The sequence below is a fragment of the Apibacter sp. ESL0404 genome, assembly GCF_019469245.1.
In the GTDB taxonomy this organism is placed as follows: Bacteria; Bacteroidota; Bacteroidia; order Flavobacteriales; family Weeksellaceae; genus Apibacter.
In genome coordinates this window covers 1,753,494-1,780,047 of sequence record NZ_CP048267.1, presented here as the reverse complement: position 1 = coordinate 1,780,047, position 26,554 = coordinate 1,753,494, and the positions used below count along the sequence as shown (strand labels likewise).

General features: G+C 28.0%; 18 protein-coding genes and 1 tRNA gene. 7 read left to right on the top strand and 12 right to left on the bottom strand.

Going from position 1 to position 26,554, the window contains the following annotated elements; genetic code table 11:
* Nucleotides 1-94: 94 nt before the first annotated feature.
* The gene (locus GYM72_RS07575; protein ID WP_220263976.1) at nt 95-2,890 is read right to left on the bottom strand and encodes a hypothetical protein; all 2,796 of its coding nucleotides are present in this window, start codon (nt 2,888-2,890) and stop codon (nt 95-97) included.
* A 296-nt stretch (nt 2,891-3,186) separates the two neighbouring features.
* Here GYM72_RS07575 and GYM72_RS07570 point away from each other — a divergent pair, with 296 nt between their 5' ends.
* Complete coding sequence (locus GYM72_RS07570) at nt 3,187-4,134, top strand: DMT family transporter (protein ID WP_220263975.1); 948 nt, start codon at nt 3,187-3,189, stop codon at nt 4,132-4,134.
* A gap of 92 nt (nt 4,135-4,226) precedes the next feature.
* Here GYM72_RS07570 and GYM72_RS07565 read toward each other — a convergent pair whose 3' ends face one another.
* Nucleotides 4,227-5,558 (bottom strand): HTTM domain-containing protein, encoded by a 1,332-nt coding sequence (locus tag GYM72_RS07565; RefSeq protein WP_220263974.1) that lies wholly within the window; start codon nt 5,556-5,558, stop codon nt 4,227-4,229.
* A gap of 55 nt (nt 5,559-5,613) precedes the next feature.
* Here GYM72_RS07565 and GYM72_RS07560 point away from each other — a divergent pair, with 55 nt between their 5' ends.
* On the top strand, nt 5,614-5,799 hold the full coding sequence (locus GYM72_RS07560; protein ID WP_220263973.1) for a hypothetical protein: 186 nt from the start codon (nt 5,614-5,616) through the stop codon (nt 5,797-5,799).
* Nucleotides 5,800-6,339: 540 nt separating this feature from the next.
* Here GYM72_RS07560 and GYM72_RS07555 read toward each other — a convergent pair.
* A complete protein-coding gene (locus GYM72_RS07555) occupies nt 6,340-7,860 on the bottom strand; it encodes a lipopolysaccharide biosynthesis protein (RefSeq protein WP_220263972.1) in 1,521 nt (506 codons plus the stop codon).
* Between the two features lie 253 nt (nt 7,861-8,113).
* On the opposite strand from GYM72_RS07555, the gene GYM72_RS07550 reads away from it, so the two are divergent.
* On the top strand, nt 8,114-8,662 hold the full coding sequence (locus tag GYM72_RS07550; RefSeq protein WP_220263971.1) for a hypothetical protein: 549 nt from the start codon (nt 8,114-8,116) through the stop codon (nt 8,660-8,662).
* Nucleotides 8,663-9,216: 554 nt separating this feature from the next.
* On the opposite strand, the gene GYM72_RS07545 is transcribed toward GYM72_RS07550, so the two are convergent.
* Nucleotides 9,217-10,161, bottom strand: coding sequence for a 3-oxoacyl-ACP synthase III family protein (locus GYM72_RS07545; RefSeq protein ID WP_220263970.1), 945 nt, complete (start codon nt 10,159-10,161; stop codon nt 9,217-9,219).
* Between the two features lie 418 nt (nt 10,162-10,579).
* Between GYM72_RS07545 and GYM72_RS07540 the strand changes: the two genes are divergently transcribed.
* Both GYM72_RS07540 and GYM72_RS07535 read left to right on the top strand, forming a co-directional pair.
* Nucleotides 10,580-11,797, top strand: coding sequence for a DUF6051 family protein (locus GYM72_RS07540; RefSeq protein WP_160569104.1), 1,218 nt, complete (start codon nt 10,580-10,582; stop codon nt 11,795-11,797).
* 540 nt (nt 11,798-12,337) lie between these two features.
* Entirely contained in the window at nt 12,338-14,197 is a 1,860-nt protein-coding gene (locus GYM72_RS07535; protein WP_220263969.1) for a hypothetical protein, read from the top strand.
* A 790-nt stretch (nt 14,198-14,987) separates the two neighbouring features.
* Here the strand turns inward: GYM72_RS07535 and GYM72_RS07530 are convergent.
* The 8 genes from GYM72_RS07530 to GYM72_RS07495 all read right to left on the bottom strand — a co-directional run bounded on the left by GYM72_RS07530 (nt 14,988) and on the right by GYM72_RS07495 (nt 24,169).
* Nucleotides 14,988-15,779, bottom strand: coding sequence for a hypothetical protein (locus tag GYM72_RS07530; protein ID WP_220263968.1), 792 nt, complete (start codon nt 15,777-15,779; stop codon nt 14,988-14,990).
* Nucleotides 15,780-16,771: 992 nt separating this feature from the next.
* A tRNA-Ser gene (locus GYM72_RS07525) sits at nt 16,772-16,856 on the bottom strand.
* 69 nt (nt 16,857-16,925) lie between these two features.
* Nucleotides 16,926-18,140 (bottom strand): diaminopimelate decarboxylase, encoded by a 1,215-nt coding sequence (gene lysA / locus GYM72_RS07520; protein WP_220263967.1) that lies wholly within the window; start codon nt 18,138-18,140, stop codon nt 16,926-16,928.
* 67 nt (nt 18,141-18,207) lie between these two features.
* Nucleotides 18,208-19,224 (bottom strand): glycosyltransferase family 2 protein, encoded by a 1,017-nt coding sequence (locus GYM72_RS07515; RefSeq protein WP_220263966.1) that lies wholly within the window; start codon nt 19,222-19,224, stop codon nt 18,208-18,210.
* Nucleotides 19,188-20,063, bottom strand: coding sequence for a lysophospholipid acyltransferase family protein (locus tag GYM72_RS07510; protein ID WP_220263965.1), 876 nt, complete (start codon nt 20,061-20,063; stop codon nt 19,188-19,190). The genes GYM72_RS07515 and GYM72_RS07510 overlap by 37 nt, the downstream gene beginning before the upstream one ends.
* Nucleotides 20,064-20,134: 71 nt before the next feature.
* Nucleotides 20,135-21,151: a ferrochelatase gene (gene hemH, locus GYM72_RS07505; RefSeq protein ID WP_220263964.1), complete on the bottom strand. Its 1,017-nt coding sequence runs from the start codon at nt 21,149-21,151 to the stop codon at nt 20,135-20,137.
* A gap of 166 nt (nt 21,152-21,317) precedes the next feature.
* Nucleotides 21,318-22,583: an exonuclease domain-containing protein gene (locus GYM72_RS07500; RefSeq protein ID WP_160564313.1), complete on the bottom strand. Its 1,266-nt coding sequence runs from the start codon at nt 22,581-22,583 to the stop codon at nt 21,318-21,320.
* A 26-nt stretch (nt 22,584-22,609) separates the two neighbouring features.
* A complete protein-coding gene (locus tag GYM72_RS07495) occupies nt 22,610-24,169 on the bottom strand; it encodes a helicase HerA-like domain-containing protein (protein WP_220263963.1) in 1,560 nt (519 codons plus the stop codon).
* A gap of 270 nt (nt 24,170-24,439) precedes the next feature.
* On the opposite strand from GYM72_RS07495, the gene GYM72_RS07490 reads away from it, so the two are divergent.
* A complete protein-coding gene (locus tag GYM72_RS07490) occupies nt 24,440-26,065 on the top strand; it encodes a hypothetical protein (protein WP_220263962.1) in 1,626 nt (541 codons plus the stop codon).
* A 35-nt stretch (nt 26,066-26,100) separates the two neighbouring features.
* On the top strand, nt 26,101-26,535 hold the full coding sequence (gene dut, locus GYM72_RS07485) for a dUTP diphosphatase (RefSeq protein ID WP_220263961.1): 435 nt from the start codon (nt 26,101-26,103) through the stop codon (nt 26,533-26,535).
* The last annotated feature ends 19 nt before the right edge of the window (nt 26,536-26,554 follow it).

Below are 26,554 nucleotides of genomic sequence, written 5' to 3'. Positions count from 1 at the left end.
TGTAAATATTTTTAAATTAATGGTATTTTTATGTCTATTTATGATATATTTGATTTTTTTAATTTAACTTATTTATTATTGATTTAAATTGTAATTAAAAAATCAATAAAGTTTCTTTAAGTCCACTGAACGTTAGTTTCCATAGAAAATTAAAAAATGATTTGTCTTTACTTCTTTCTACTTTTTTAATTTTCGACATTTTTAAGGAGTCTTTTGAATTTTTTATTAAGGCAAGATTTGCTAGAGAAGAAAGGAATTTTTTTTCTCTTTCACCATCCTTTTTATATAGGGTAATTTTTAAATTTTTATAATTCATACCGAATGTACCGTTTCCAACTGTATTATTGCCATTAAAATTAAAGGAAACTTTTTGGATATCTCCGTTTGCCGATATATGTAAATAAGGTTTTATAAATGGATTCAATTTATCGGCAGGAAGTCCGTATAAATTTCCTTTAACGGTAAAATTATCCGATTTATTTAATGTATTAAATTTCCAACTGGCAGATAGTTTTCCGGATTTCATGAAAGTACTTTTAAATTCTATGACTACATCGGGTAAATGAGAAACATTATATCCACCGGAAATATTTTTGATTTTTGCATTGATGTTGGTAAAGAAAATTTTTCCAATATTGTTAGTAAGGGATTCTTCTTCATACGTTAAGGAAGAATTATAAAAATGAATTTCTTTAATATTTAACTTAAATTTTAATTTTCTTAGTTTTTCGCTGAAAAAAGGTTTGTAAACAGGTTTGTAAACATTGTCAGGAATGTCGTATTGATGGATAGTGGTTTGCATATTATCAACGATGACTTTAGGAGCAATAAAATCGATTTGTTTATCTAATGAACCCCAATTTATTTTGGGAATTACAATTTTGGAAAGGTTCACCGTATAAGCATCAATACCCTTTTTTTTCATAAAATTCAATTGACTTTTTTTGGGCCGTATATTTATAGTGTTTGCATATAGGGAAGTATGGGAAAGTAACAGATGGTTCATTTGTAACGTATGAGATCCCATATCATGGTAAATATTTTTACCTGTTATATTGAATTTTGAAAAAGAAAAAGGGAAACCGAAGGTATGGATATCGGATGAGTCTTTTACCTTAATGTCGTATAGTGAAAGATTTAAATCTTTTATTGATGTAGTGAGTGTTGTATTGGCCGCATTATATTGATGGATGGAGGATTTGCTGATTAAAAATGTATCTAAACGAATTTCTGTATCCAGGTCGTACGTGTTGAAATGTATATTTTTTGATTTGACTTTAACTTTTGGATTTTGAAATATTGAAGCTTTCATTTCATTTATAATCAGAGAAGAAGCTTGTAAACTGAATTTATTGTTATTCAAATCCCACTTTATCCTCGGGAGTAGTATATGATCCATATTGATTTTATAGAGGTTTTTGCTTACTTTTTGTGCTGCAAATTTTTGTGGAGATATAGTAGGAAGAATGTTTAAATTCTTTGCTTCAAATTTATTGTCAGATAAAATCATTTTATCTATTTTGAAATTATAAAATTTAAATCCCGTATAAAATATATGGTTTGCTTCCAATTGAAAATTTGAGTAGGAGAAAGGAATATATTTTTTTGTATTAGTAAATATCGTATTGATATTAATATCATGAATCGAATAATTAATGTTTCCCATTTCCAATAATGAGTTATTAGCCGAATTATAGTATTGAATATGTGAATTAGCTATGATGAAATTTTTTATCTCAAGAACATCGTCGAATAAATAGGTAAATTTGCCTGCATTGTTTTTAGCTGATTTAGTTTCATAAGGTTGTTTTATAATTAAAAAATTATCATATAATTTTAAACGTTCCAGGGTGATTTTATCATTAACCTTGTTGATTATTTTTAGAATTTCGATATTTACATTATTGCTTGTTAAATGATTATTGAAATTTAATTTCGATTTAAGTATTTGGATGGTATCAATACTCAAATTAAAAGGGATTATACGGTCTATATGCTCCGTAATGTTTTTAGGTTTTGAATTTGAATTTTTTTCAATGATTGCGATATGAGTGGAATCAACTTCAATTTTAGAGGTTTTAAGATAAAAGTAACCGTTTTTATCATATCCCCAATCTAAATTTTTGACCTTTGCGGTCGGGACCTCTATAGAAAGTAAAGTTTTTTGAAAATAATTTCCGGTTTTAAAATTCTCTTCGGATATATTCGGATATAAAAGTATTTGATTGGTTTCAAGAAATCCGTTGGTAAACTTAAACTTTTTTAATTGTAATTGGTGAATTTCATCGAGCTGATAAAATATATCTGATACATCTAATTTTACTTTATCGTAAGTAAGCGGTATACGTTTTTCATTATCCACCATATCCCATAATACCCCGGAAAGATGAAGGTTTAGATTTCGTAAAGATGCTTTTTTAGCTCCGTCTGCCTTGTCGTAAAGAGCTAAATTTCCTTTATTAATTTCAAATTTTCCTATTTGAATTGAATTTCCCAGCTTGTATTTTACTAAATTATTTTTGTGATTTAATGAATCGGCATATTGTTTACAAATGATATCCGGTTGGTCAATTTCGATAAGATCTGCCGCTAAATCTTTAAATAGTAAAAATCGTATAAACTTTACCCCGTGTATTACAATTTTCTTTACTTTGATGGTATAAATCCCCTTTTTGTAGGTCTTGGGAGCAATATTGATATCACTTATGTTCATTTCTCCCTGGAGGAGCGAATAAGTAACATCAGAATAATTAAAATTATAGGGTGTATCATTTCTTTTAGAAATGAAATCAGGTAAACTGTTTTTAATCCAACTATTAATTCCGAAGTTAAGTACAACTCCCAGAATAAAGAGAGAAATTAATCCTAATGAAATCTTTTTCCATTTCATACAATTGGATTCTTTTTTATCAAATATATATAAAAAATAAATCCAATATTAATAAAATAAAAATAAAAGTGAATTATTGGATTAGAAAAGTAAATGATAAGTTGATTTTGATTAGTGAAAAATTTAAATCATTTTGAAATATCAAGATTATATCTGTATTTTTTTTGAATAATTAGTTGTAAGCATGATTATTAACTTAAAATTGATAATTTAATGAACTTAAGATCAATTTTTAAATAATCTAGTTTTTTTTGTGAAATATAAGAAATACATTTGCAGCAAATTTTGCACTAAAAATGAGGGCAGCAAGGTATATATTATTACGCTTACCAAGAAAGTCAAAAGCACTGGTTGGAAAATATGGAAAAGGATCCTTTTTTAAAGGATCATTGAGCGCAATCATTTCATCCATGACCTATGGATTAATTCCTTTATTTAGCATTCCTTTAATGAAAAAAGGATTGAATTTTGATACTGTGTTGTTTTATCGATTTTTATTAGCATGTATTGCTGTTGCAATACTGATGAAAATAAAAAAAGTACATTTTTCAGTTTCCTTGAAAGAATTTAAAGCATTAACAGTTCTAAGTTTACTTTGTAATACTTGTTCACTCTTTTTCTTTCTATCCTATACGTATTTAGGAGGAGGAGTTACCACTACCGTCCATTTTTTATATCCTGTTTTTGTTACCATCATTATGGGAATCTTTTTTCGTGAAAAAATTTCCGTTAAAGGTTTTATATCAATACTATTGGCTGTTGTTGGTGTTGCCCTTTTATCTTTGGGGGAGGGAATAGGTCACATCAATTTCAAAGGAATTGTGTTTGCTCTTTCAGCAGCAATATTTTATGCATTTTTCCTGGTATTATCCGTTAAATCAACGGTAAAAGATATGCCAGTGCTTAGATATACCTTTTATATTCAAGTTATTGGAGTGGTTTATCTTCTTATATTCTGTTTATTGACCGGTTCTTTTCAATGGTTTCCGGTAAAAGATACTTCATGTGTTCTAAATATAACATTATTAGCTTTAATTCCCACCATAGTATCAATTATAACTTTAGTTGAGGCAGTTAGAAGAATAGGATCTACTCTTACCTCAGTTTTAGGTGCATTTGAGCCCATTACCGCTGTTATTATAGGAGTAGTAGTGTTTTCAGAACCCTTTTCCTCAATAATGTTAGTTGGTATTCTCCTCATAATAATGGGTGTTTTTGGGATTATAGTATCTCAAAAAAAGTAATGATATGATTTAATTTATTCTTACAATATTAAACAATACAAGTAGCAGCATCAATTTAATTTATTACTAATCTGTTAAATTTAATAAAAAATCTATTTTCTGTAATCATCATATAAAAAAATCCAATCGGAATGTTTAAAATAATCCCAGCTTACATCTGCTAAATCAATTTTTGGGTCAATAAACCTCTTATAGGGATGAGCATTCACGGATACTTGAGTATCGGCATAAATTTCTACATCTTTATGACGCAATTTGAAATCCTCTTTTATATATTGAGCCGCTTGCCATATAAAGTCAGGGTAACAATTGATTCTAAGTATTTGTTTATCAGTAAATATATCCTGCATACGAAACGGCAGAATTTTTTTAGTTTTTTTATCAATAACAGTAAAATGTGTTGACCCATTACGCTGTCTCAGCATCATTCTCCAACTTAACCGATGCCCCTCTTCAGTCCAAAATACATTTCCTTTAATGAAATAATGACGTATAGGTAAAATCAGTTGAATAGTGAAATAAATTACTAAGAGAAAATACACCGTTTTTTTATTAGAGTAATCATATTTATTTTCTTCGAAAGAAAGTTTTGGGTGCTTTTTGAAAAATATTTTACGGATGGTTTCCGGAGGATAGAAAAAAACGGTAAAGCTTAAGGCAAAATAGGGGAAAATTCCTACGTTTAGAATAAACGAATTAGCAAGATGAAAAATTAAACAGGCAACTAAGGCTAACGTTCGGGTTTTTTTCCAAAGCATTAAAGGAACAACCAATCCGTCAAATATAATTCCAAGATAAGCTATAGAAATATAAAACCATTTTTGGGTGAAAAATTGACCGATTAAAGGGATATTAGTTTTATTGGAATATAATAAACGCGTAAAAGTTCCATCTAACCAATCAGGATAAAGTTTAGCAATACATGCAAAAAAATATAAAATGGATATTTGAAATAATAAAACGAATGAGCACCATTGAGGCATGGTCAAAGATCTTATATTTTTATTTCTTCTTGAGTCCAAAGAATAATAAGCATTCGCAGGTAAAAAGAGCATAATAATACATATTAGAATTAAAAAATAATAATGATTATTATAGGCTGTTTTTTGCATTAAATATTGAGCCGTCCACAATATAGTAAAGCATAAAAGACTTAAACGATATCTATAACCCATCATAACCAAAAGTCCCAATATACCTAAACAAATAAAATATAGATACATACCATATCCCGGTAGAGGGTGTAACCAAGTAAAACCTATAAACGGAAAAAAGACTTTAGGAGTAATTAAATTGATGTTTACCCAACCTGTTAAAATTGCTCCCCAAGTTTCTGCCAATAGCAAAAATCCAAATAGTATACGGAATACAATCAATGGCGAATTATCTATTTTGCGAAATAAACTTTGTCTTGATAGTACCATGCTAATTTTATTTGTTATACAATAAAGATAGTAAATAAAAAGTAATTCAAAATAAATGATCTCGAGTAAATTTAATAATGATATAAGTTCAATTGCTGAATGGATTCTTAAAATAAGAAAAAAATATTTAGTATTAACTACCTTAGGATTTCCAAATAATGATCAAGTAAGGCTGCTAATGCAAAGAAAGCATTTAACTGTTACCAATGATGACCTGGTAAGGAAATTTAATTTTGATTAGATTTTATTATAATATGCATGATTTATTACAATTGAGCACAGCATTTAACTTTTTAAAAATTTAAAGCGGCCATACTATGACCGCTTTATTTGTTTTCACAGCATAGAAAGAATATCTATCTGTGAATGCTCAAAATTATAATTATAAGATAAAATAAATATTAATGCAAATATAGTAAATTTATTTTAATATGCTACAATAAATATTTATTTATATATTTAATTATTATAATTAATAGAATAAATAAATATATTTATTTAATTATTCTATGGTTATTGTACGTTGAATAAGCGGCTATACAATAAATATAAATTATAAATTTATTTTATAAAATTTTAATTATTAATCATAATGATATAAAATAAAAAAAATTAATTTTTAAATTTAAAATTGTATGCCTTTTAAAAATGTATCATAAACAATTAAGGTTGTTCGCTAGTATATATGAGATAATAGGGCTATAGAAAGATGAGTATTTGATAATAATTGTAACTATTTTACTAAAAAATAAAAAATTTGAATGTAGTAAAACTACTGAAATTAGTTCTTTTTGCGTTTTTTCAGTTGTACAAGTTTTTTTCTAAAAATTTGTACATCCTTATATTCAATTTTTAAAGTAAGGTATAAGAAAATAAAAAATAAAATATTACCAACCCCAATTCTCACAGCCATGCGATTGCTGCAATAATAGGCAATAAAGCTTAACAATGAACTTCCGCCTATATAAAAAATCAGTTTTCGATAATTGTAGGGTATAGGATACTCTTTTTGGCCCCAAAAATAGGATATAAGCATCATGGTTAAGTATGACACAAAAGTTGCAATCGCACACGCCCAATAGCCAAGATCCGTATATTTCAATCCAATAAAATTTAAAATAACAGTTATGAATGCGCCAATTCCTGATATAATAGCACCATAATGAGTATTGTCAGATAATTTATACCAAATGGATAAATTGAGATATATTCCCAGAAATGTAGACCCTATTAATAAAACAGGCACAACCTGGAAGCCGCTCCAGTAGTCGGTGTTTCTAATATAAAGACGACCGATCCAATCTAAGTTGGCTACTAAGAATAATAAAATGAAGGCACTAAATATAGCATAATACTTCATTAAAGTAGCATACGTTTTTCCTGAATTTTTGTCGTCAGCATGAGAAAAAAAGAAAGGCTCAACCCCCAACAGGTAAGCAGTCTTAAACAACGTTATAAAAGTAGCAATTTTGTATACAGCGCTGTAAATACCCATTTGAACTTCGGCTATGCCTTCCGGAAGGAGATATTTAATAAATTGTCGATCCATTGTTTCATTAATAATTCCGGCTAGACCGGCAATGGTAATTGGCCAAGCATATTTTAACATCTTTTTCCATAAAGAAAATTCAAAAGCATATTTGCCATCAAGCATGGTAGGAATTAAAGCAAGGAATGTAATAATACTTGCAAATAAGTTTGCAGCAAAAGCATAACCTATACCGTAATCAAAATTGTAAATCTTACTAAAAAAAACAGTGCCAATTCCACCATTTTCAATTTGTTTAGGAATCCAAAATATTAATATAATTGTGGAAAAGAACATGGTTACTGAATTCAGTATTTTTAAAGAAGCAAAATATAAGGATCTGTTTTGAATTCTGAGCTTAGCAAAAGGAACAGCAGAAATAGCATCAGCAGCAAGAATAAATAGAAACCATACTAAAAAAATTACCTCATCAGGGTGTTTAAATGCTGAGGCTAACGGGTGTCTGGCAAGTATGCCAAACACTAAGAATAAAAGAGAAACAATACAAACAGAGGTAAATGAAGTAAAATAAACTGCATTTTGTCTTTTTTCGTGGTCTTTAAATTTTTGAAAAAAACGAAAGAAAGTAGTTTCCATTCCGTGGGTAAGTAAAACAGAAAGTATACCCGCGGCTGAATAAAAATCAGCATATATTGAATATTTAGACGGACCGAAAGCTCGCACTAACATTGGAGTAAGGATAAATGGAAATACTCGGACTAAAACATTGCTTAATCCATATATTAATGTCTGACTAAATAACTTCTTATACAATGAGTTCTTTTTAAATAATTTCTGTTTCAGTTACGATAAATGTAATAATATAATTTTTAATTTTATATTATTGACAAATTTAATAAATTTGATTAGGTTTACAGATGTCAATTTTAAAATAGGGTAAAAGCTTAATGAAATTTATAATGAACTAACAGAGAAGTTTATAAGATTATTAAGTTCGCAATTGATATTGCATAGGCCTATATAAATATAATTATCTAAATAGCTACTAGGCAAGCTAAATTTACAAATGAAAAAAATATATTTTCTTCACGGATATCAAACTTCAGGAAAAAAATTCAATTGCTTACAAAATTTTTATCGCAATAGTAAAGAATTTAGCCTTATATATTGGGAATGGAATGAATTTATGGACATTCCTAAATTTTTAGAAGAAAAAGCAAAAATTTTCGAGGAAGATAAAGGGGATAAAATTATTATGGCAGACAGTATGGGGGCAAATCTTACTTGGAATTTGGTAAATTTCTTCAAAGATATTCATTATGTTATGACTAATCCTGTTTTCTCTTCGGAACAAATTAAAGATCAAAAACGAATTCCTCCCGAAATGAAAGAAAAAATATTTTCGGCTACTTCTGAAAATATTTTAAACAAAAATATACATCTTATTATCTCTAAAAATGATGAGGTTCTTTATCCGGAATATTATAAAAAAGTATTTGGTGAGTCTTTAAAAGTGTTGGAATTGGATGATATACATGCCATTTCTCATATGGCTGAGTATATGCCTTTAATTCATCAAGTAATTTGTGAGGCATTTGAAAAATCCAAACAGTAAAAATTAATATTTATACTAGCTTCATAGAATTTTATTAAAAATAAATATTTGCATTATCGTCCAATAAAGATATTGTTTAAAATTTATCAATATTAGTATACTATTTAATTGAAAATACACATATAATTGCTAATGTTTTTTATAAAAATATACAGATAATTAGTTAATCTTACTTATGAAGTAACTAACAAAAGATGATTATTTAAATTCTATAAAAAGATCTCTATAAGATTTGTAAATCTTTAAGCTTGATTTCAATCAATTACTGAAACGGATTTATACACTACATTATGTTTATAGATATGTGTTTTAAAATTATTTCTTACTAGAATTCATAGAGCTATTTATTAATAAAGAGCAAAACTTTAAAATTATAAAAAACAATACCCTGCTATACAATAGTTTACAATTTGTATAGTTGAAAATTAGCAAAATACAACTTTAAGAATGTATATCGTTACATTCTGAATAAACAAGATATTAAAATTTTTTGATTCTTATAGCAATGAAATTTGAAATGGTAAGAACTTAAAAATTAATATCAGTTAGTTTTTTTAATTAAATTTAATTAAGCATGTGCCGCAAGAATAGCCACCTCCAAAAACAGAAAGACATACAAGATCACCTTTTTTAAAAATATCATAATTCTGAGCAAAAACTAAAGGGGCACTTGCACACCCTGTATTGCCTAATTCTTCTACATTTGTTAGCGATTTACTTTCAGCTAATCCTAATTCATGACAAACATTATTTAAAATTCTTTTATTTGCTTGATGACCGATAAAATAAGTTAGATCAGATATCGTATAACCATTTTTCTTGATTATAGCATCTGTTAGCTTTGTTAAATATATACACGCTTGAGTAAATACATCTTTACCATAAGGCATATGTAAACCATTTTTAGGCTCCATAGTAACCGCTTTAGGTCCATAGCCTATATTACCAAGACCAAGCGTATTAATATCTAAAACTTCAGCTTCATTTGGACGCATAGGTTCTGAAGAAAAAAATAGAGCAACGGCAGCATCTCCCCATAAATGTCCGGATTGAATGTCTTTGTCATCGGAATAGCTGGAATTTCTATCAGCACTTATTAATAATGCTTTTGAAGATATTTTGCTTTTAAAAAAAGAATTAATAATTTCCATACCATTGATGGCAGAAGAACAAGCAGAAGATATATAAAAAGCTTTGGCATTGTTGATGTTAAACTCTTTTTGAACAATATGAGCTGTAGTTCCCACCGTATCATTGGGTGTATAAGAAGCAAATACAATTAAATCCACTTCACTAATGTCGTAGGGCAAATTTTTAACAGCATCCTCAACGGCTTTAATGCTCATGTAGTCTATAGTTTCTTCTTCTGAAGCTCTGGCTCGGGTTAAAATCCCGGTCCTTTTAAAATACCAATCTTCTGATAAATCATTAAGTTTTGCAAAATAACTATTAGTAACTCTCCTAGTAGGTATATAACATCCTTTAGAATTTATAAACATTTTAAAATATTTAATTATTAAAATTTTTGCAAATATAGTCTTCTAATAAGTTATTTTTTAATTTATTTAGCTGAGTTTTATTAAAAGAACGCATATATTAACATATTATTAAGGATAATTTAACATCAAATTTTATGCCATTGCTAATTATTTGTAAAATTAATTCAAAAAAAATGATTATAATTTAACTAATTAATTAAATTTATATTTATAATGTATTTTTTGTTTTTAAGAAAATATTGAATCATCTGCGAATATTTTTTTTAATAATAAGATTAAATTATCTTTATTATTCCGAAAAAATATGGGTTTATATCCTATATATATTCAGAAAAATTATTATAATTGTAGCCTAAAATACCTAATAATAGTATAATTATTTGTGAGTCAATACCTAACTACAAATTTTAACATATAAATGAAATATTTAGACTTGTTTAATTATTTAAAGAAAATTGAAAATTATACAGCGGATGAAATTGAAATAGACGAGAATTTGGTTATTAGAAACTTTTCATTTAAATCAAATTATCGATTTATACTTCCAGGTGGTTTAGGTAATAATGATGATTATGAGTTCTTAAGTAATCCAATTAACGATCTTGATCCGGATGTCATACAAAAGATGCTTAATAAAAAAGATGCAGATATATCCGAGAATATTGAGTTTCGTTATCATATAATAATGCCTAAAAAAGAAAAAAAGGCAAAAGAAATAATTATTCTATTTCATGGGTTTAATGAAAAGTATTGGAGTAAGTATTTACCCTGGGCAACCTATTTAGCAGAAAAAACCGGAAAAGCTATTGTTTTATTTCCAATGGCATTTCATATGAATAGGGCTCCCTTGTTGTGGAGTAATTCCAGAGAAATGTATCGGGTAAGTGAGGAACGAAAAAAAAGAATTCCCATACTTATATGTTCCAGCCTTTCAAATGTAGCAATAAGTACACGTATAAATAATAAACCTCAACGGTTTATTTGGTCGGGTTTACAATCCTATTACGATGTTATAGATTTTGTTGAAGATATTAAAGAAGATCTACATCCGGCAATTGATAAAGATGCTAAAATTGACTTTTTTGCCTATTCCATTGGTGCTTTTTTAGCTGAAGTTTTAAAAATGAGTAACAGAAACGGTTATTTTTCAGATACCAAATGTGCCATTTTTTGTGGAGGTGCCGTATTTAACCGATTAACACCCGTCTCCAAATTTATTTTGGATAGTGAAGCCGGAGTTGGGTTATATTCCTTTATTGTTGAACATATGGAAAGTCATATGAAAAGAGACGAGATTCTTCGACACTATATGTATACTGAACCGGAGGGGCCTAATTTCAGGAGTATGCTTTGTTATAAAAACCTAATTAAAGAAAGGGAAGAAACATTTAGAAAAATCAGCGATCAGTTTTATGTAATCACTTTGGCTAAAGATGAAGTGATCCCTTCCTACGAAATTATGAATACATTACAAGGAACGGCAAGAGATATTCCGGTAAAAATTGAATTAATGGATTATCCTTATACATATATTCACGAAGACCCATTTCCTTGTGGAAAAGAAATCTCAGATGAAGTTGATGAATGTTTTACCTTTACATTTGATAAAATTTGTAATTTCTTAATGGAAAAATAAATTATTGTTCTACCATCTATTTAAAAATATCCTATTTATTTGATATAAAAAATACAAACTATTTTAAATTTAGTAGCAGTTTATCTGGGTTTAGTATAATGTATACTAAATTTGAATTAGAATTTTTTATATTAAATCATATAATATTTAAAAAAACACAATATATTCTGCAAATTGAAATCAATAGATGGTAAGTTTTAAAATTTTCTGTCTAAAAATATATAGGTAGATGCAGAAAAAAAATTCATCAATTTTAAATAACCGATAATAGGTCTATTGTTTTTTAATTACACATGTTTGTTCAGTGTAAATTTTAATTACACTAATTCTTTTATAGATCTTATTTAAATATTTAACGTTTTAACAATCAAGAAGTAAAGGATAAAAAATTTACGAACGTAATTATTAATTTATTACTTTTATGTAAGTATTTTAAAAAATCTTTAAAATTTTATGTATAAAAGGCTAATTAATTGTTAAAAATTTTATAATTTTAAAAAATCCAATTAATAATAATACTATAACTACTAAAATTTGATTATGAGCAAACTCAACTATTTGATTATTTTCTTACTATTTATTTACACACTTAATGCGCAAGTAGGAATTGGAAATGAATTTCCAGATCCCCAAACGATGTTAGATATCTCTTCCCCCAAAAATAACAAGGGAATTTTAATACCAAGACTAAGTCAGAAACAAAGAGATTCAATTGATACTGCTGTTAGCAAAAATGGTTTGTTGATATTTAATACTACTGAAAACTGCTTTAATTACTGGAATAAGATCGAAGCGAGATGGAAAAGTATTTGCGGTAATAAGATAAATGCTGATTTCAGCATTGATTGTTCCACTATTAAAGTGTTAGGAAATTATGTTAATGATGAAACTCTTACCTCGGAAAATAAAATCGCTGTAACGGTACATGTTACTAAACCGGGGCCCTATACAATTAATGCTGTTTCTTCTCCGGATAACAGGTATTTTTTTTCTAAATCAGGAGAATTTCTTTCTACAGGAACTTACACAATTGAAATTCCTGGATATGGTACTCCTATAGATTTTACCCCTGAAAATAATTCAGGAGATGAATTTACTTTAACAACTCAGGAAATAAATGAAGGTAATTCATGTAAATTTAATGTCGTTGTAAAACAGCGGGTAATGAAATCCGCATATAATTTAGATTGTTCTTCTATATCCGTAAAGGGATCTTATACAAGTGGATCTCAATTATCGCCAAATAATTATATTGAAGTAACCATAAGTTTTAATCCGATCAACATTGGAGCTCCATTATCTTTATATACAAATATTGTTGATGGTATTGGTTTTAAGACTGAAAATTTAACATTAGAAGGAGATCAGCAGAACAATAATAATATAATAACTCAAACGGTAAAGCTGCAAGGATATGGAATTCCGGAAGGTTATTCACCCAAAGAGTTAACTATATATTCTAACAGTGAATTATCAACCAGTTGTTCAGCATCGGTACCCATGACTTATTATTATGATTATGTGAAATTATATGCTACCGGTGCGGGAGTATATAATGCTTTGTCAACCGGTCCATATGGTGGTAATTTATCTTTAATGGTAAACAGTTCCGAAAATTTTGGTCCTTCACCAAACAGTATAGTTAAATTTAAAGGATGGATTGATAATAAAAATATATTAGATTCTCCCAAAGAAACAGAGTTAGAAAATTTGTTGCTGGGGGATAATCCACCGGATATACTTATTACCGGGCAAACATCTGAAATCACGCTTAAATCAGCTCCAATTTATGTAGAGTATCTTAAAAGAAAAGGGATTGTGCTTCTTTTTATAGAAGATCAAAGTCGTGTAGAACGTTTTTTTAAAGCTTTATATCCTGATTTACCGATCAAAGGCTCATTATATACTGATCAAAAAGGAAATGGTATTGTATGGGATTTTACAGATGCGGATAGTTCTGTTTTAAATGGTCCTTTTGGAGACATACGAGGAAAAAAATGGGGAGATGATACTAGTCAAACAGCAGTTTTAGAATCATTGCCTAAAGAAGATCTTGAAATATTTTCAGGAACTGAAGATGGAAGAATTTCTGCATTTAAACATAAAAAATATAATTTAATCTTTGTTGGAGATGGAGGATTTAATTCGTCACTTACTAATTATCCTAATAAAATGAATGGAAATGATGCAAGTTCTTATAAATATCCTATGTTAATAGATAAAGTTACAATTAACGATTATACATATCCTTATTATCCAATACCCAAGCCTAATTATGGAAATGTTAATATAGGAGGACCTATTCATACTATATATAATTCAATTTTTACCGCAAATGCAATTGCTTGGGCTATAGAAACAGCTCAAACCAACGGAATTAATTCTCAGTCGAGAAAATAAATTGTTTGAAACCATGTAAAACATTATAGTTTTTTAAGTTTCCGTTTTATATAGTATATAAAAATCAAAAATAAAATTCAGTAAAATCAAGAATATTTAAAAGTATTTAATATTTTAAATAGAAACTTATATAAATATGGGTTGTACTTACATTACACATTTAAATAGGGGAACAGTATTATTAATAAATAATAAGCTAAGAAGCAGAGAAATATAAATATTTATTAATCTCTTAGATACTTCGTAAATAAACTGATATTGTAGTAGATGAAACTATAAAATTAAATTATTGTAAAATTTAATTTTATAGACTCTATAAACTGTTAATTAAATAATCTCTTATAAATATTTATTTTAGACATTATTTTAATTTTTTATATTAAATTAATTTATGATCCAAAATTTTCAATCAATTGAAAAAGAACTGATTATTAAGAAAGGGCCATATAATATTTTATAAATTATAATGATTATTTAGATTATTCTTTATATTAACATAAGTTTAATTAATAATAAAATACATATGGGGAAAATTTTATTTAATGTTATTATAAATTTAAAATATGATTTAATTCTTAAAACAATATATTTATATGAAATGGTTAATTATTTATTAACAAAAGGTCAGTAAACAAATAACAAATTTTATAAATATTACAATATGAATTTAAATGATATAAAATAAAAAATTTCAAGTTGAAAAGATTATATTAATTAAAAATTTTAGTAAGTATATTGACAAAAAAATTTTTCTTATGGGATAAAAAACATGTTTTAAAATATTTAAAATTTAGGATTTCATTGGTATTAGATAGCATTTTTCATTAGTGAATTTTAAATGTAAGAAATATTTTTTTTCTTTATCGAACCAAATATTTTTCTTTATCAATTGATATTTTTTATTTAACATTTCAATGAAATGTTTTTTTTGTTCAATATCTACACATTTTAGAACAAACCCTAAACTCTTATTTTTAATAGTATAATCAAAATTTAGATAATCAATATAATCTGTATATGGAGAAATAAGATCTTGAGTATGAGTTAATAAAAGAATTGAAACATCATATATATTTTTTAAATAGTAAATATTTATTTTATTCGAATAATCGAAAATTCTGTTATTTTTAGTTTCGTATATATATCTAAAAGAACTATCACTTTTACCTAAATTTTGTATAAGATATTCTAAATCTTTAAAAGACTTATTGAAATCATTTTTTGTTAAATCATCAAAATTATTTTCAGATTCTACTTTATCATAATGATTTTTAAATTCTTTAAATAATTTATCTAAATTATGTGTTTTAATATTAGTTCTTGGTAAGTTACTATATCTTTCAAGGTATTTTATATTTTCCTTTAAACCTAATTCAATTGAATGTCTCATTAAGTAAACTAAAGGAAACGCAATAGCATCAATTTTAAACTTTTCACTAAAAGTATGATTTATTAATATATCGACAGCATTTTCATACTGTAAAAATAAATTAATAGTCGAAGAATAACTTCCAACATTAGCCGTTAATTTATATAAGTCTGGAATACTAATTGATGTAGGTAATTTTTTTTTAAACCACATATATTTAAAAAAATGAAATTTGTTGTTTTTACACAGATAATTTTTTAATTACAATATTTTTATCTTTTAGCTTTTGTTTATAAAAATCGTCTTTTCAAAGTATATTTCAACAGTTTTATCTATTGCATTAGGAATTGAATTGTAATCAATTATTTCATTTATTGTTGATTTATCTTTAAAAATTTTATAAAATTATGAGTAGTTTATTACTCATTTTCTTACATGAAAGCTTTAGCCATAACTTTGAAAATTTTAGAAATTTTCTTTAATATACTGTTGCTATTTTAATACCTAATTTAAAGCTAGAGATTCTTATTTATATATAAGCATATATTCTAATTTTTTTATATTTCACCCTTGATGATGTACTTTTTAAGGTGCTGTATCTAGATCAATAACAAAAGTATATTAGCAAAAATAATTAAAATCCGATAAAAAAACCTAAAATTTATTGGTTGAATTATATAATATAAAGGTATTGCCATGACTTGAAAAATTTTTTTTATATGGTTTTTGCTTTATAGAATTATGATAAAGATAAACGCTTTGTAAATATTCTAAAAAATATCTAGAAGTGATTAGTAATTTAAGTAAGGAAAATATTGTTTGATGATTAAAATGGATATTACGTGATTTAGGTCGTTTACTCTATGTATTAGTTATTATATCTCAGATAATCTTTGTAGCTGAATTAAGAAAAGTATAAGAAGTTAAAAGATATTTAATAAAAATAATTTTTTTGAATTTGTATATTAACTTATTCCAATTGCAAGGTTATATTTAGTTAGATATGACTAAAGATATAAGATACATAATATACAATAGAAATCAAGCAGAGTTATTTATTATACGTAAGAATTTTTATTAGTTACTAATAATTTAATAGGTTTAAAAGATAATTTTTTAAAATTTATGAAATATACATCTATATGTTGCTTATTACAAAAAAAATCGTAATAATCTATTATCTAAATTATTACGATTCATTTTTGCGGAGAGAGAGGGATTCGAACCCCCGGACCTGTTACAGTCAACGGTTTTCAAGACCGCCGCAATCGACCACTCTGCCATCTCTCCGGCTACCTTATAGGTAGGTTATTTTTAACGGTTGCAAATATACAAACCTTTTTTCTTTTTCCAAATTTTTTAAATAGAAATTTCCTCCGTAGTAGTTAATAAATCGTCTAAATTTTCTCTTCGTCTGATTAAGTGAGGTTTACCGTTTATTAATAAAACCTCAGCAGGTTTCAATCTTGAGTTATAATTGGAGGACATGGAGAAACAATAAGCCCCTGCATTTTGGAAACAAAGCAAATCACCTTCGTGTATTTCGCTTATCTTTCGATTCGTTCCAAAAGTATCAGTTTCACAAATATAGCCTACCACAGTATAGAATCGGTGTCTTCCTTCAGGATTGGAAAGATTAGTAATGGTATGGTGAGCATTATAAAACATAGGGCGTATCAAATGATTAAACCCGCTGTCAACTTCAGCAAAAACAGTTGAAGTAGTTTGCTTGATGACATTTACTGAAACAATAAAAAATCCGGATTGACTAACTAAAAATTTACCCGGCTCAAACATAAGGGTCAATTCATGAGGATATGTTTTTTGAAACTCATTAAAACGCTCTCCCAATTTTTTTCCCAAATAATTAATATCGGTTTCATGATCTCCTTCCTTATAAGCAACTTTAAATCCGCTGCCAAAATCAATATAATCTAGATCATGAAATTCCTTAGCAACATTAAAAAGTATTTCAGCTCCTTTAAGAAAAACTTCCACATCAAGTATATCGGAACCTGTGTGCATGTGTACTCCCTCCACTTTGATTGCCGTATTATTTACGATTCGCAAAACATGAGGAAGCTGATGAATGGAAATCCCAAATTTAGAATCAATATGGCCGGTTGAAATTTTAGTGTTGCCACCTGCCATAATGTGAGGATTAATTCGAATGCAAACAGGATAATTTTTTATTTCATGACCAAAAGTTTCTAAAATTGAAAGATTATCAATATTGATACGAACGCCTAACTGAACGGCTTGTTTAATCTCTTGAAAAGAAACCCCGTTGGGAGTGTAAATAATTTCTTTTGGTTCGAATCCGGCTCTTAAACCCAACTGAACTTCTTGTATGGATACAGTGTCCAATCCGGAACCAATGCTTTTAATGAATTTTAAAATATTAAGATTGGTATTAGCTTTACACGCATAATTTAACTTGACTTTTTTAACGCTTTTAAATGCTTTAACTAGCCTGTTATATTGATTTTTAATTATATCGGCATCATAAACATAAAGAGGAGTGCCAAATTCTTTGGCTAAATTTTCAAGTTGTTGTATTCTTGCTAATTCCATAGTTTTATAAATATAAACAGTTTGTAAAGTTATAAAAAAGTAGATAGCTAAATAAATTAATAAGAATTTATTTTAAGCGCGTGTACGTATTCCTTTTTTCAACAAAGTATTGAAATATAATGTATTTTTTGTTATAATAATTTTTAATTCCGGCTTTACGTTTTTTTAAAAATTTAGGCAACATTCGATAAACAGCAAAATGAGCCCGAACGATGGCCCAACAATGTTTCCAACCATTTGAAAAAAGAAATCTAATTCCTGCCAATCCATCTAATAACAACCGGAATAAAATAATCCATACCACTTGATCGGACGGTAAATTCTTAATAAGCATCAAAAGATTATTCCTGAAATTAAGATAAGTCTTTTCAGGCTTGTAAACATCCAAAGTGCCACCACCCACATGATATACCGTAGACTCAGAACAATAATAAATAATTTTACCTTTATTTTTTAATCTCCAGCAAAGATCAATCTCTTCCATATGAGCAAAAAAATCGGAATCGAATCCTTCATTTTCCCAAAAATCCTCCCTTCTTATAAATAAACAAGCTCCGGTTGCCCAAAATATTTCGCAGTTGTCATTATATTGTCCCGTATCTTTTTCCAGACTGAAAAAAACTCTTCCGCGACAAAACAGATAACCTAAATTATCTATAAAACCACCTGCAGCTCCTGCAAATTCAAAATAATCTTTTTCCTTGTAACTTCTAATTTTAGGCTGAATAGCTGAAATATTCGAATTGTCTTGAAATAATTTTAAAATGGGTACTGTCCAGTTTTCAGTAACTTGCACATCAGAATTTAATAAACAATAAATATCTTCCGAAATAAATTTTAAACCTTCATTATATCCACCCGCATAACCATAATTTTTATTGTTTTGTATGATTTTTACCGACGGAAAATTTTTTTGCAAATAATATATAGAATCATCCGTTGAGGCATTATCAATTACATATATGGATGAGCCCGGACTGTAATCGATTACCTTTTGTAAAAATTTCTCAAACCAGCCAATTCCATTATAGTTAAGTATAGCAATTGCTAAAGTTGATAATCTATTCCGCTTGTGTATTTCCATCTTTTATGAGACCAAAGCCAAAGACTTGGATTGGATTTTATATTTTGTTCTAATTCAGAGTAAAATTTTTCGACAATTTCGTTTTCCCTGAATTGGTCGCCATCAGGAAGAATACGTTTCAAATGAGCTTCATATTTTCCTCTTTTCACCTTAACCATATCAACATACACAATCGCATAATCTTTTTTTCGAGCAATTTTATCATATCCATTAAAAGCGGGAGTTATTCGATTAAAAAAATTTAATTCATAATGAATTCTACTTTTAAAGGGGCTTTGATCCGCAACAAACAAAAATACATGAGAACCGTCATTAGGCAATTTAATCATGGATCTTACCACCTCTTTAACCGAAAGAGGAATAGTTCCAAATCTGGCGCGAGATTCATGTACTTCCTGATCAAAAAAATTATTTGCCACTTTTTTATATACGGCATACGAATGCTTCTGACTTAAATCCATGGAAATTCCTGTTAACCACTCCCAATTGAACATATGTCCGATAAGCATAATAATATCTTTTTTTTCTTTATGGCATTGTTGCGAAACTTCCAAATTTACAAATTTGATTCTCTCATCATAATCTTCTTCCTTCATCGAAAATGTTTTAATCAGTTCAACCATAAAATCCATAAAATTTCTGTAAAACTGTTTTTGAATTTTCAATCTTTCTTCCTTGGTTTTATCAGGAAAAGCAATTAAGAGATTATTTCTGACAATTTTTTTTCTATAACCAATGATATAATAAATGATAAAATATAAAAATGTTGAGATACCATATAGAACGGGAAAAGATACTTTGGATATCTGAAGTAATATATTCTTAATTAACCTTTTCAAAACAATTGAATATTAAAACAAAAGTAGTAAAGAATTTTATAATTTAAATTTTCTATTGGATAAACCATTGATTAAGATTGATATAAAAAACTGTTAATTTTTTCTTGTAACCAATTAATCCAATTCTCATCTTCATTCAGGCATTTTATATAATGAAATTCTTTGCCACCGCAATCCATAAATAATTTTTTGTCCGTTATCGCAAGTTCTTCCAAAGTTTCAAGACAATCGGATACAAAAGCAGGTGCCACAACCGCTATTTTAGATACCCCTTCAGAAGGAAGAGATTCCAAAGTTTTATCAGTATAAGGTTTTAGCCAGGGATCTCTGCCTAATCTGGATTGAAAAGTTTGCCTGATTTTAGATGTATCTAAACCTAATTTTTGGCGAACTTTTTCGGTAACGTAATAGCATTGATGTCGGTAGCAGTAGGGATGAGATGCCAATCCTTTTTCAAAACAACAAGTATCGTCAATTCGACATTGCTTAGTCGGATCGGTTTTGTAAATATGACGTTCAGGAAGACCGTGATAACTGAATAAAATCAAATCGTAGGATTCGGGCAGCTGTTTTTTTATAGAATTGCTTAAAACCTCTAAATATTCTTCATCATTATAAAAAGGAGGTAGAAAGCTTATTGATATATCCGGGTAATACTTTTTTTGAATTTCTTTAGTCTTTTCTACTACAGTTTCAGTTGTGCTCATTGCATATTGAGGGTATAATGGAATAACCAAAACTTCTGAAACTCCTTGATTTTTTAATTCGAGCAGACCATTTTGAATGGAGGGTTCTTGATATCTCATCGCTAAGGCAATGGGATATTTTAACTTTTTTTGCAATAGTTGAGTAATTCTTTTTGAAATTACAACTAAAGGAGAGCCTTCCTTCCACCAAATATTTTGATAGGCATGAGCAGATTCTTTAGGTCTTTTAGGTAAGATCATGCATTCCACAATGAATTTACGAATTAACCACGGCGCATCAATTACCCGTTTGTCCATTAGGAACTCACGCAAATAAACTCGAACATCTTGTTCTGATGCAGTTTTTGGTGATCCCAGATTGACCAAAAGTATCCCTTTCATCTTTTTTTAGTATATATAATTACAAAAATAAGAATCTATTGGTAAAAAATTTCTTTTTCTCATAATAAGAACTGATTATATTATAAAATAATTAATTAATTCGTAATACACACCTTATAGAAAAATAGAATGATATACTCTTTTTAAAATGATTTTTAAATTGAATTTAACTGAAAAGGTTGGGTTCTGAAATAACAAATTTTTGTAACTTATTTAAAATGAAAAATTTATTACGTATTTGAAGTAAAATTTCAGCATTTATGGTGGATGGTACCATAATTTTTTTTATTTGTTCTACATTTTTTATTTGTGTGTGCAGAGAATAAAAACCGTATCCTTTAAAATGACCGTTTTCAAAAAACAAAAAAGATTTTTCACCGAATGTTCTTCCCTTATCTGTTAATAAAATATACGTATCTTCTTGAAAATTTATTTCTGAAAGTATATTTACACCACTGTCTATTTTTTTTTGTAAAAAAAGTAATGCATCTTCAGCTTTATCCAAGGTTTCAAAAGCGAATAAAGCGTGTTTTTTATTTTTAAAATTGATAAAATCAATGCTTAAGGTGGGTGGCGTAAAGAAAATACCGAATATAGTAGTATAATTTTCTTTAGTAGGCTTATAAAGGGGGCGATTAATTTTAATTTCATTTAAAGCCTTTATGTTTGCAATAATTTCATTTCCGGTAAGCTCAAAACTGATTTCTTTGGTTTTAACTTGTAAAATTCTTGACCTTTTACTTTTTGAAGTTAAAATCTGTCTGGCTTTAGTAGAAATATCTAAACCTTTATCGATGTATATAATTTTGTCATTTTCATCATGAAAATAAAAAACTCCGGTTTCAAGGGGAAGCTTTTCTAAAAAAGAAAGTATTTTTTTATTTAAAGATTGGTAGTTGCTATGCTTTATGGATGATCCAATAATATTTTTATGCAAATCTTTAGCTAATAAAAGCTGAAATAATTTAACGGTAGCGCGAGCATCTCCATGAGCTCTATGTCTATCACTTACAGGAATTCCCAGCGAATCACAAAGTTTACCTAAAGAATAGGAGGTCATACCCGGAATTAGATTTCGGCTTAATGTGATAGTATCCAGGGTGGGTCGTTGATAATCATATCCTAAACGAGAGAATTCACTGCGTATTACACGATAATCGAAACTAATATTATGTCCAACAAGAATGGCATCATCCGTGATTTCAACAATTCGCTTTGCTAATTCATAAAATTTGTGTGAAGTTTTTACCATTTTTTGCGTAATGCCCGTGAGCTTTTGAACATAAAAATGTATTTCCTTTTCAGGGTTAACTAAAGAGCTAAAAGAATCTGTAATTTTTTCTCCATCGAATCTATATATGGCGATTTCAATTAAACTTTCTTCATTAAATTTACCACCGCTGGTTTCCACATCTAAAATTGCATAGTCCATATAAAAATATCTATACTCGTCAAAAATTAGTTTTTTCTTCTTGTATTTTTTTTAACGCCTAAAGCTCCGAAAAACATTTTTGAACCTTCTCGTACAAATGTTCTTCCAATATCTCTAACAAATGGTGAATTCATTATTTTTTCAAATAAAGAGGGTTCGGATTTTTGAGTAGTTGTGTTTCCTTCTTTGTTCGTTTGAGTTCCTGTAGTTGTAGAATTTTTATTATCAGAAACAGCATTCATTCTTTCACTAAGAATTTCATAAGCACTTTCTTTATTAATATCTTCCGCATATTTTTTAACCAAGTCTGAATTATTTACAATCTCATCAATTTCATCGGAAGTAAGTACATCCATACGAGAACTCGGTGAGATCATGAATGTATCTGCCAAAGGTGTAGGGATTCCTTTTTCATCTAATGAAGTTACAAATGCTTCTCCTATACCTAATTGTTGTATCAGATCATTAGCCTTATAATAGGTAGAAGTAGGATAATTTTCAACCGCTTTGTTTATCTCTTTTTTGTCCTTTGCGGTAAAGCCTCGCAATGCATGTTGTATCTTTAATCCTAACTGACTTAAAACACCTTCGGGAACATCTCCCGGAACCTGGGTACAGAAATATAATCCAATCCCTTTGGAACGTATAAGCTTAACCATAGTTTCAATCTGATTAAGTAAAGCTTTAGAAGCCTCATTAAATATAAGATGGGCCTCGTCTATAAAAATGGCAAGTTTAGGTTTGTCAAGATCACCTACCTCAGGAAAGGTCTGATATATTTCAGACAATAAGCTCAACATAAAAGTTGAAAAAAATTGGGGTTGATTTTGAATATCTGTTAAACGAATAATACTCACAACTCCCAACCCGTTTCTAACTTCCAATAAATCGTCTGTATTAAAGCTGGGTTCTCCAAAAAAACGACCGGCGCCTTGTTGTTCCAAAGAAACAATTTTTCTTAAAATTGAACCTAAAGAGCTGGGAGCAATTGAACCATAATTTTGAGCCAATTCCGATTTACCTTGATCATTGTCAGTTACAAATTGTAAAACTTTTCGCAAATCGTCAAGATCAAGTAAGGGAAGTTTTTTGTCATCGCAATATTTAAAAAGTATTGACATGATACTGGTTTGAACATCATTAAGTTCAAGGATTTTACTTAATAATATAGGTCCAAATTCAGTAATCGTAGCTCTGAGTCTGACTCCCTTTTCTTGTGAAATAGTTAATAATTCCACCGGAAATCCTTGTGTTTGGTAAGATAAACCTAATTTTTTATAACGTTCCAGTATTTTGGGGTTATTAGGATCACCGGCTTTTGCAATTCCACTTAAATCACCTTTGATATCCATTAATAAGGTTGGAACACCTTTAAGGGAAAGTTGCTCAGCCAATACCTGAAGAGTTTTGGTTTTTCCGGTACCTGTAGCACCCGCAATTAAACCGTGTCTGTTTATCATTTTTAAAGGAACCGATATTTCAACTTCCGGTACTATTTGGCCATCTAACAAAGCTTTTCCAAGCATTATTTTTTCTCCCTTATAATTATAACGAGAAGTAAGCTCTTTAATAAACAGGTTATTCATTAAATATGATTAATAATTTAAAAACAAATATAATATTAAATATTAGTTAGTAAGCTATATTTATTTCTTAAAAACAATATTTTTAAATTTTAATTTTGATGTTTAACATTCTAAAAATTAATAGTTTATATTTAAATATGGGCTAAGTTTTTTAACTAATTAAAGGTATGTTGTAAAACTAAAATAATAAAATCCATGAATTTTTTTTTAATAAGATAAATTCACAGTTTTTTATATATTTGTTAAACAATTTATAACTTTAATACATATATGGAAAAAAAAATACTATCACTTTTATCATCGTTTATTTTATATTTTATTATTTTGGGAGAAATGTGCTATTCTATAGTTGAATCGCTGGGAAAATTAACTTACCCGTTAGATGATACTTATATTCATATGGCAATTTCTAAAAATTTAGCAGAATACGGTACATGGGGGATCAATCCTCATGAATTTAGCTCTGCTTCATCTTCACCATTATTTACTTTACTTTTAGCGCTATATTTTTTTTTATTTGGAGTTAATGAACTAGCTCCTCTAATTATTAATATTATTATTTCACTATTTTTAATATACTTTGTTTGGGATTTTTTTAAAAATAAAATTTCTAATCTAACAGTATTTTTTTTATTATCCTCTATTATAATATTTACACCTTTACCCAATATGAGTATAATTGCAATGGAACATATATTGCATGCTTTTTTATCTCTATTGTATATTTTTGTTTTATGGAAAATTACTTCCGGTGAATTTGAGAAAAAAAATATAATCAGTTATGTAATTATTTCTTTTTTTCTGCCCATTTCTAGATATGAGGGGCTTTTTCTTATAATAGCAGGAGGGATAATTCTTCTCTTTAAACAGAAATACAAATTAAGTCTTTTAAGTTTTATTGCAGCGGTTTTATCTGTTTCCATTATTGGGGTTTATTTCATTTATAACGGGGGGACTTTTTTCCCATATTCCGTTATAGTAAAATCAAATTTGGCAGAACAAACTTTTTGGGCAAAAATTATTCCTTTTAAATCAATTTTAAATAATTTTATATGGAATAAATGGTCGAGAGTTTATCTGACATGTTTTATAATTTTAATTGCATTTTCTCTGTTTACACAATTTGTAATAATGTTTAGAAAGAAAAAAATTGATGGAGTAACTTATGTGATATTTGCTTTTTTGATAAATCTTTTTCTCTATATATCATTTGCTAAGTTCGGATGGTTAAATCGATACGAGGCATTTTTATTTCCAATGGTGTTGTCATTGTTTTTTTATTCAGTTTATCAGTTATACCCTTTCTTAATTAAAAATATTTCTCTTAAAAAAAAGTTGCTACTGTGTTCGATTATAGGCTTATTTTTACTATATCCCTTAATTAGGCTTACACAAAGATCAGTTTTTAATTATATTTGCATAAAAAGAGGTTCTGAAGAGATTTATTATCAACAGTATCAAACAGCGAAGTTTATAAAGAAATATTATGAAAATCAAAGCGTTGGAATCAATGATATTGGATATCCGTCTTTTTTTTCTAATTCTTACGTTGTAGACATGTTTGGTTTAGGAAATAAGAATATTGCACTAAGTAAGAAAGTAAGTGAAGAATATCTTACTAAAGTAATAAGAACAGAATTAAAGAAAAAAAATGTAAATGTTATTTTTATTTACAAAAATTGGTTTGAACCAAATGTATATAAAGGTTATACAGAAATAGGCTCATGGAAATTAAGTAATTGTTGTTCAATAGTGGCCAATTCCGAAGTTACAGTATATAGTAGTAATGATCCAAAAGATTTACAATATTTAATAAGATCATTAAAAGAATTTAATAAAAAAGAACTGCCAAGTAGAGTTAATTTTATTTGGAATAAATCCTATGATAATTTATAATAATAAATTATTTATTTAAAAATATATCAATGCAAATGAAAATTAAAGTTATAAATAAATCAAAGCATGAGCTTCCCGAATACAAAACGGCCTTTTCCGCAGGAATGGATCTAAGAGCAAACTTGGAAGCTTCTGTATTATTAAAGCCTTTGGAAAGAAAAATAATACCTACAGGACTATATATTGAAATACCTCCCGGATATGAAGGGCAAATCCGTCCAAGAAGTGGATTAGCTATTAAACACGGAATCGGTTGTCCCAATTCTCCGGGAACTATAGATGCTGATTATAGAGGCGAATTAGGGGTAATTTTAGTAAATCTTTCTAAAGAAGATTTTACTATAAATGACGGAGAAAGGATAGCGCAATTAGTGATAGCAAAACATGAAACGATAGTTTGGGAAGAAGTGGGAGAACTGAGTGAAACGGTAAGAGGTACAGGGGGGTATGGAAGTTCAGGAATCAAATAAAATTAATAACACTAAAAAA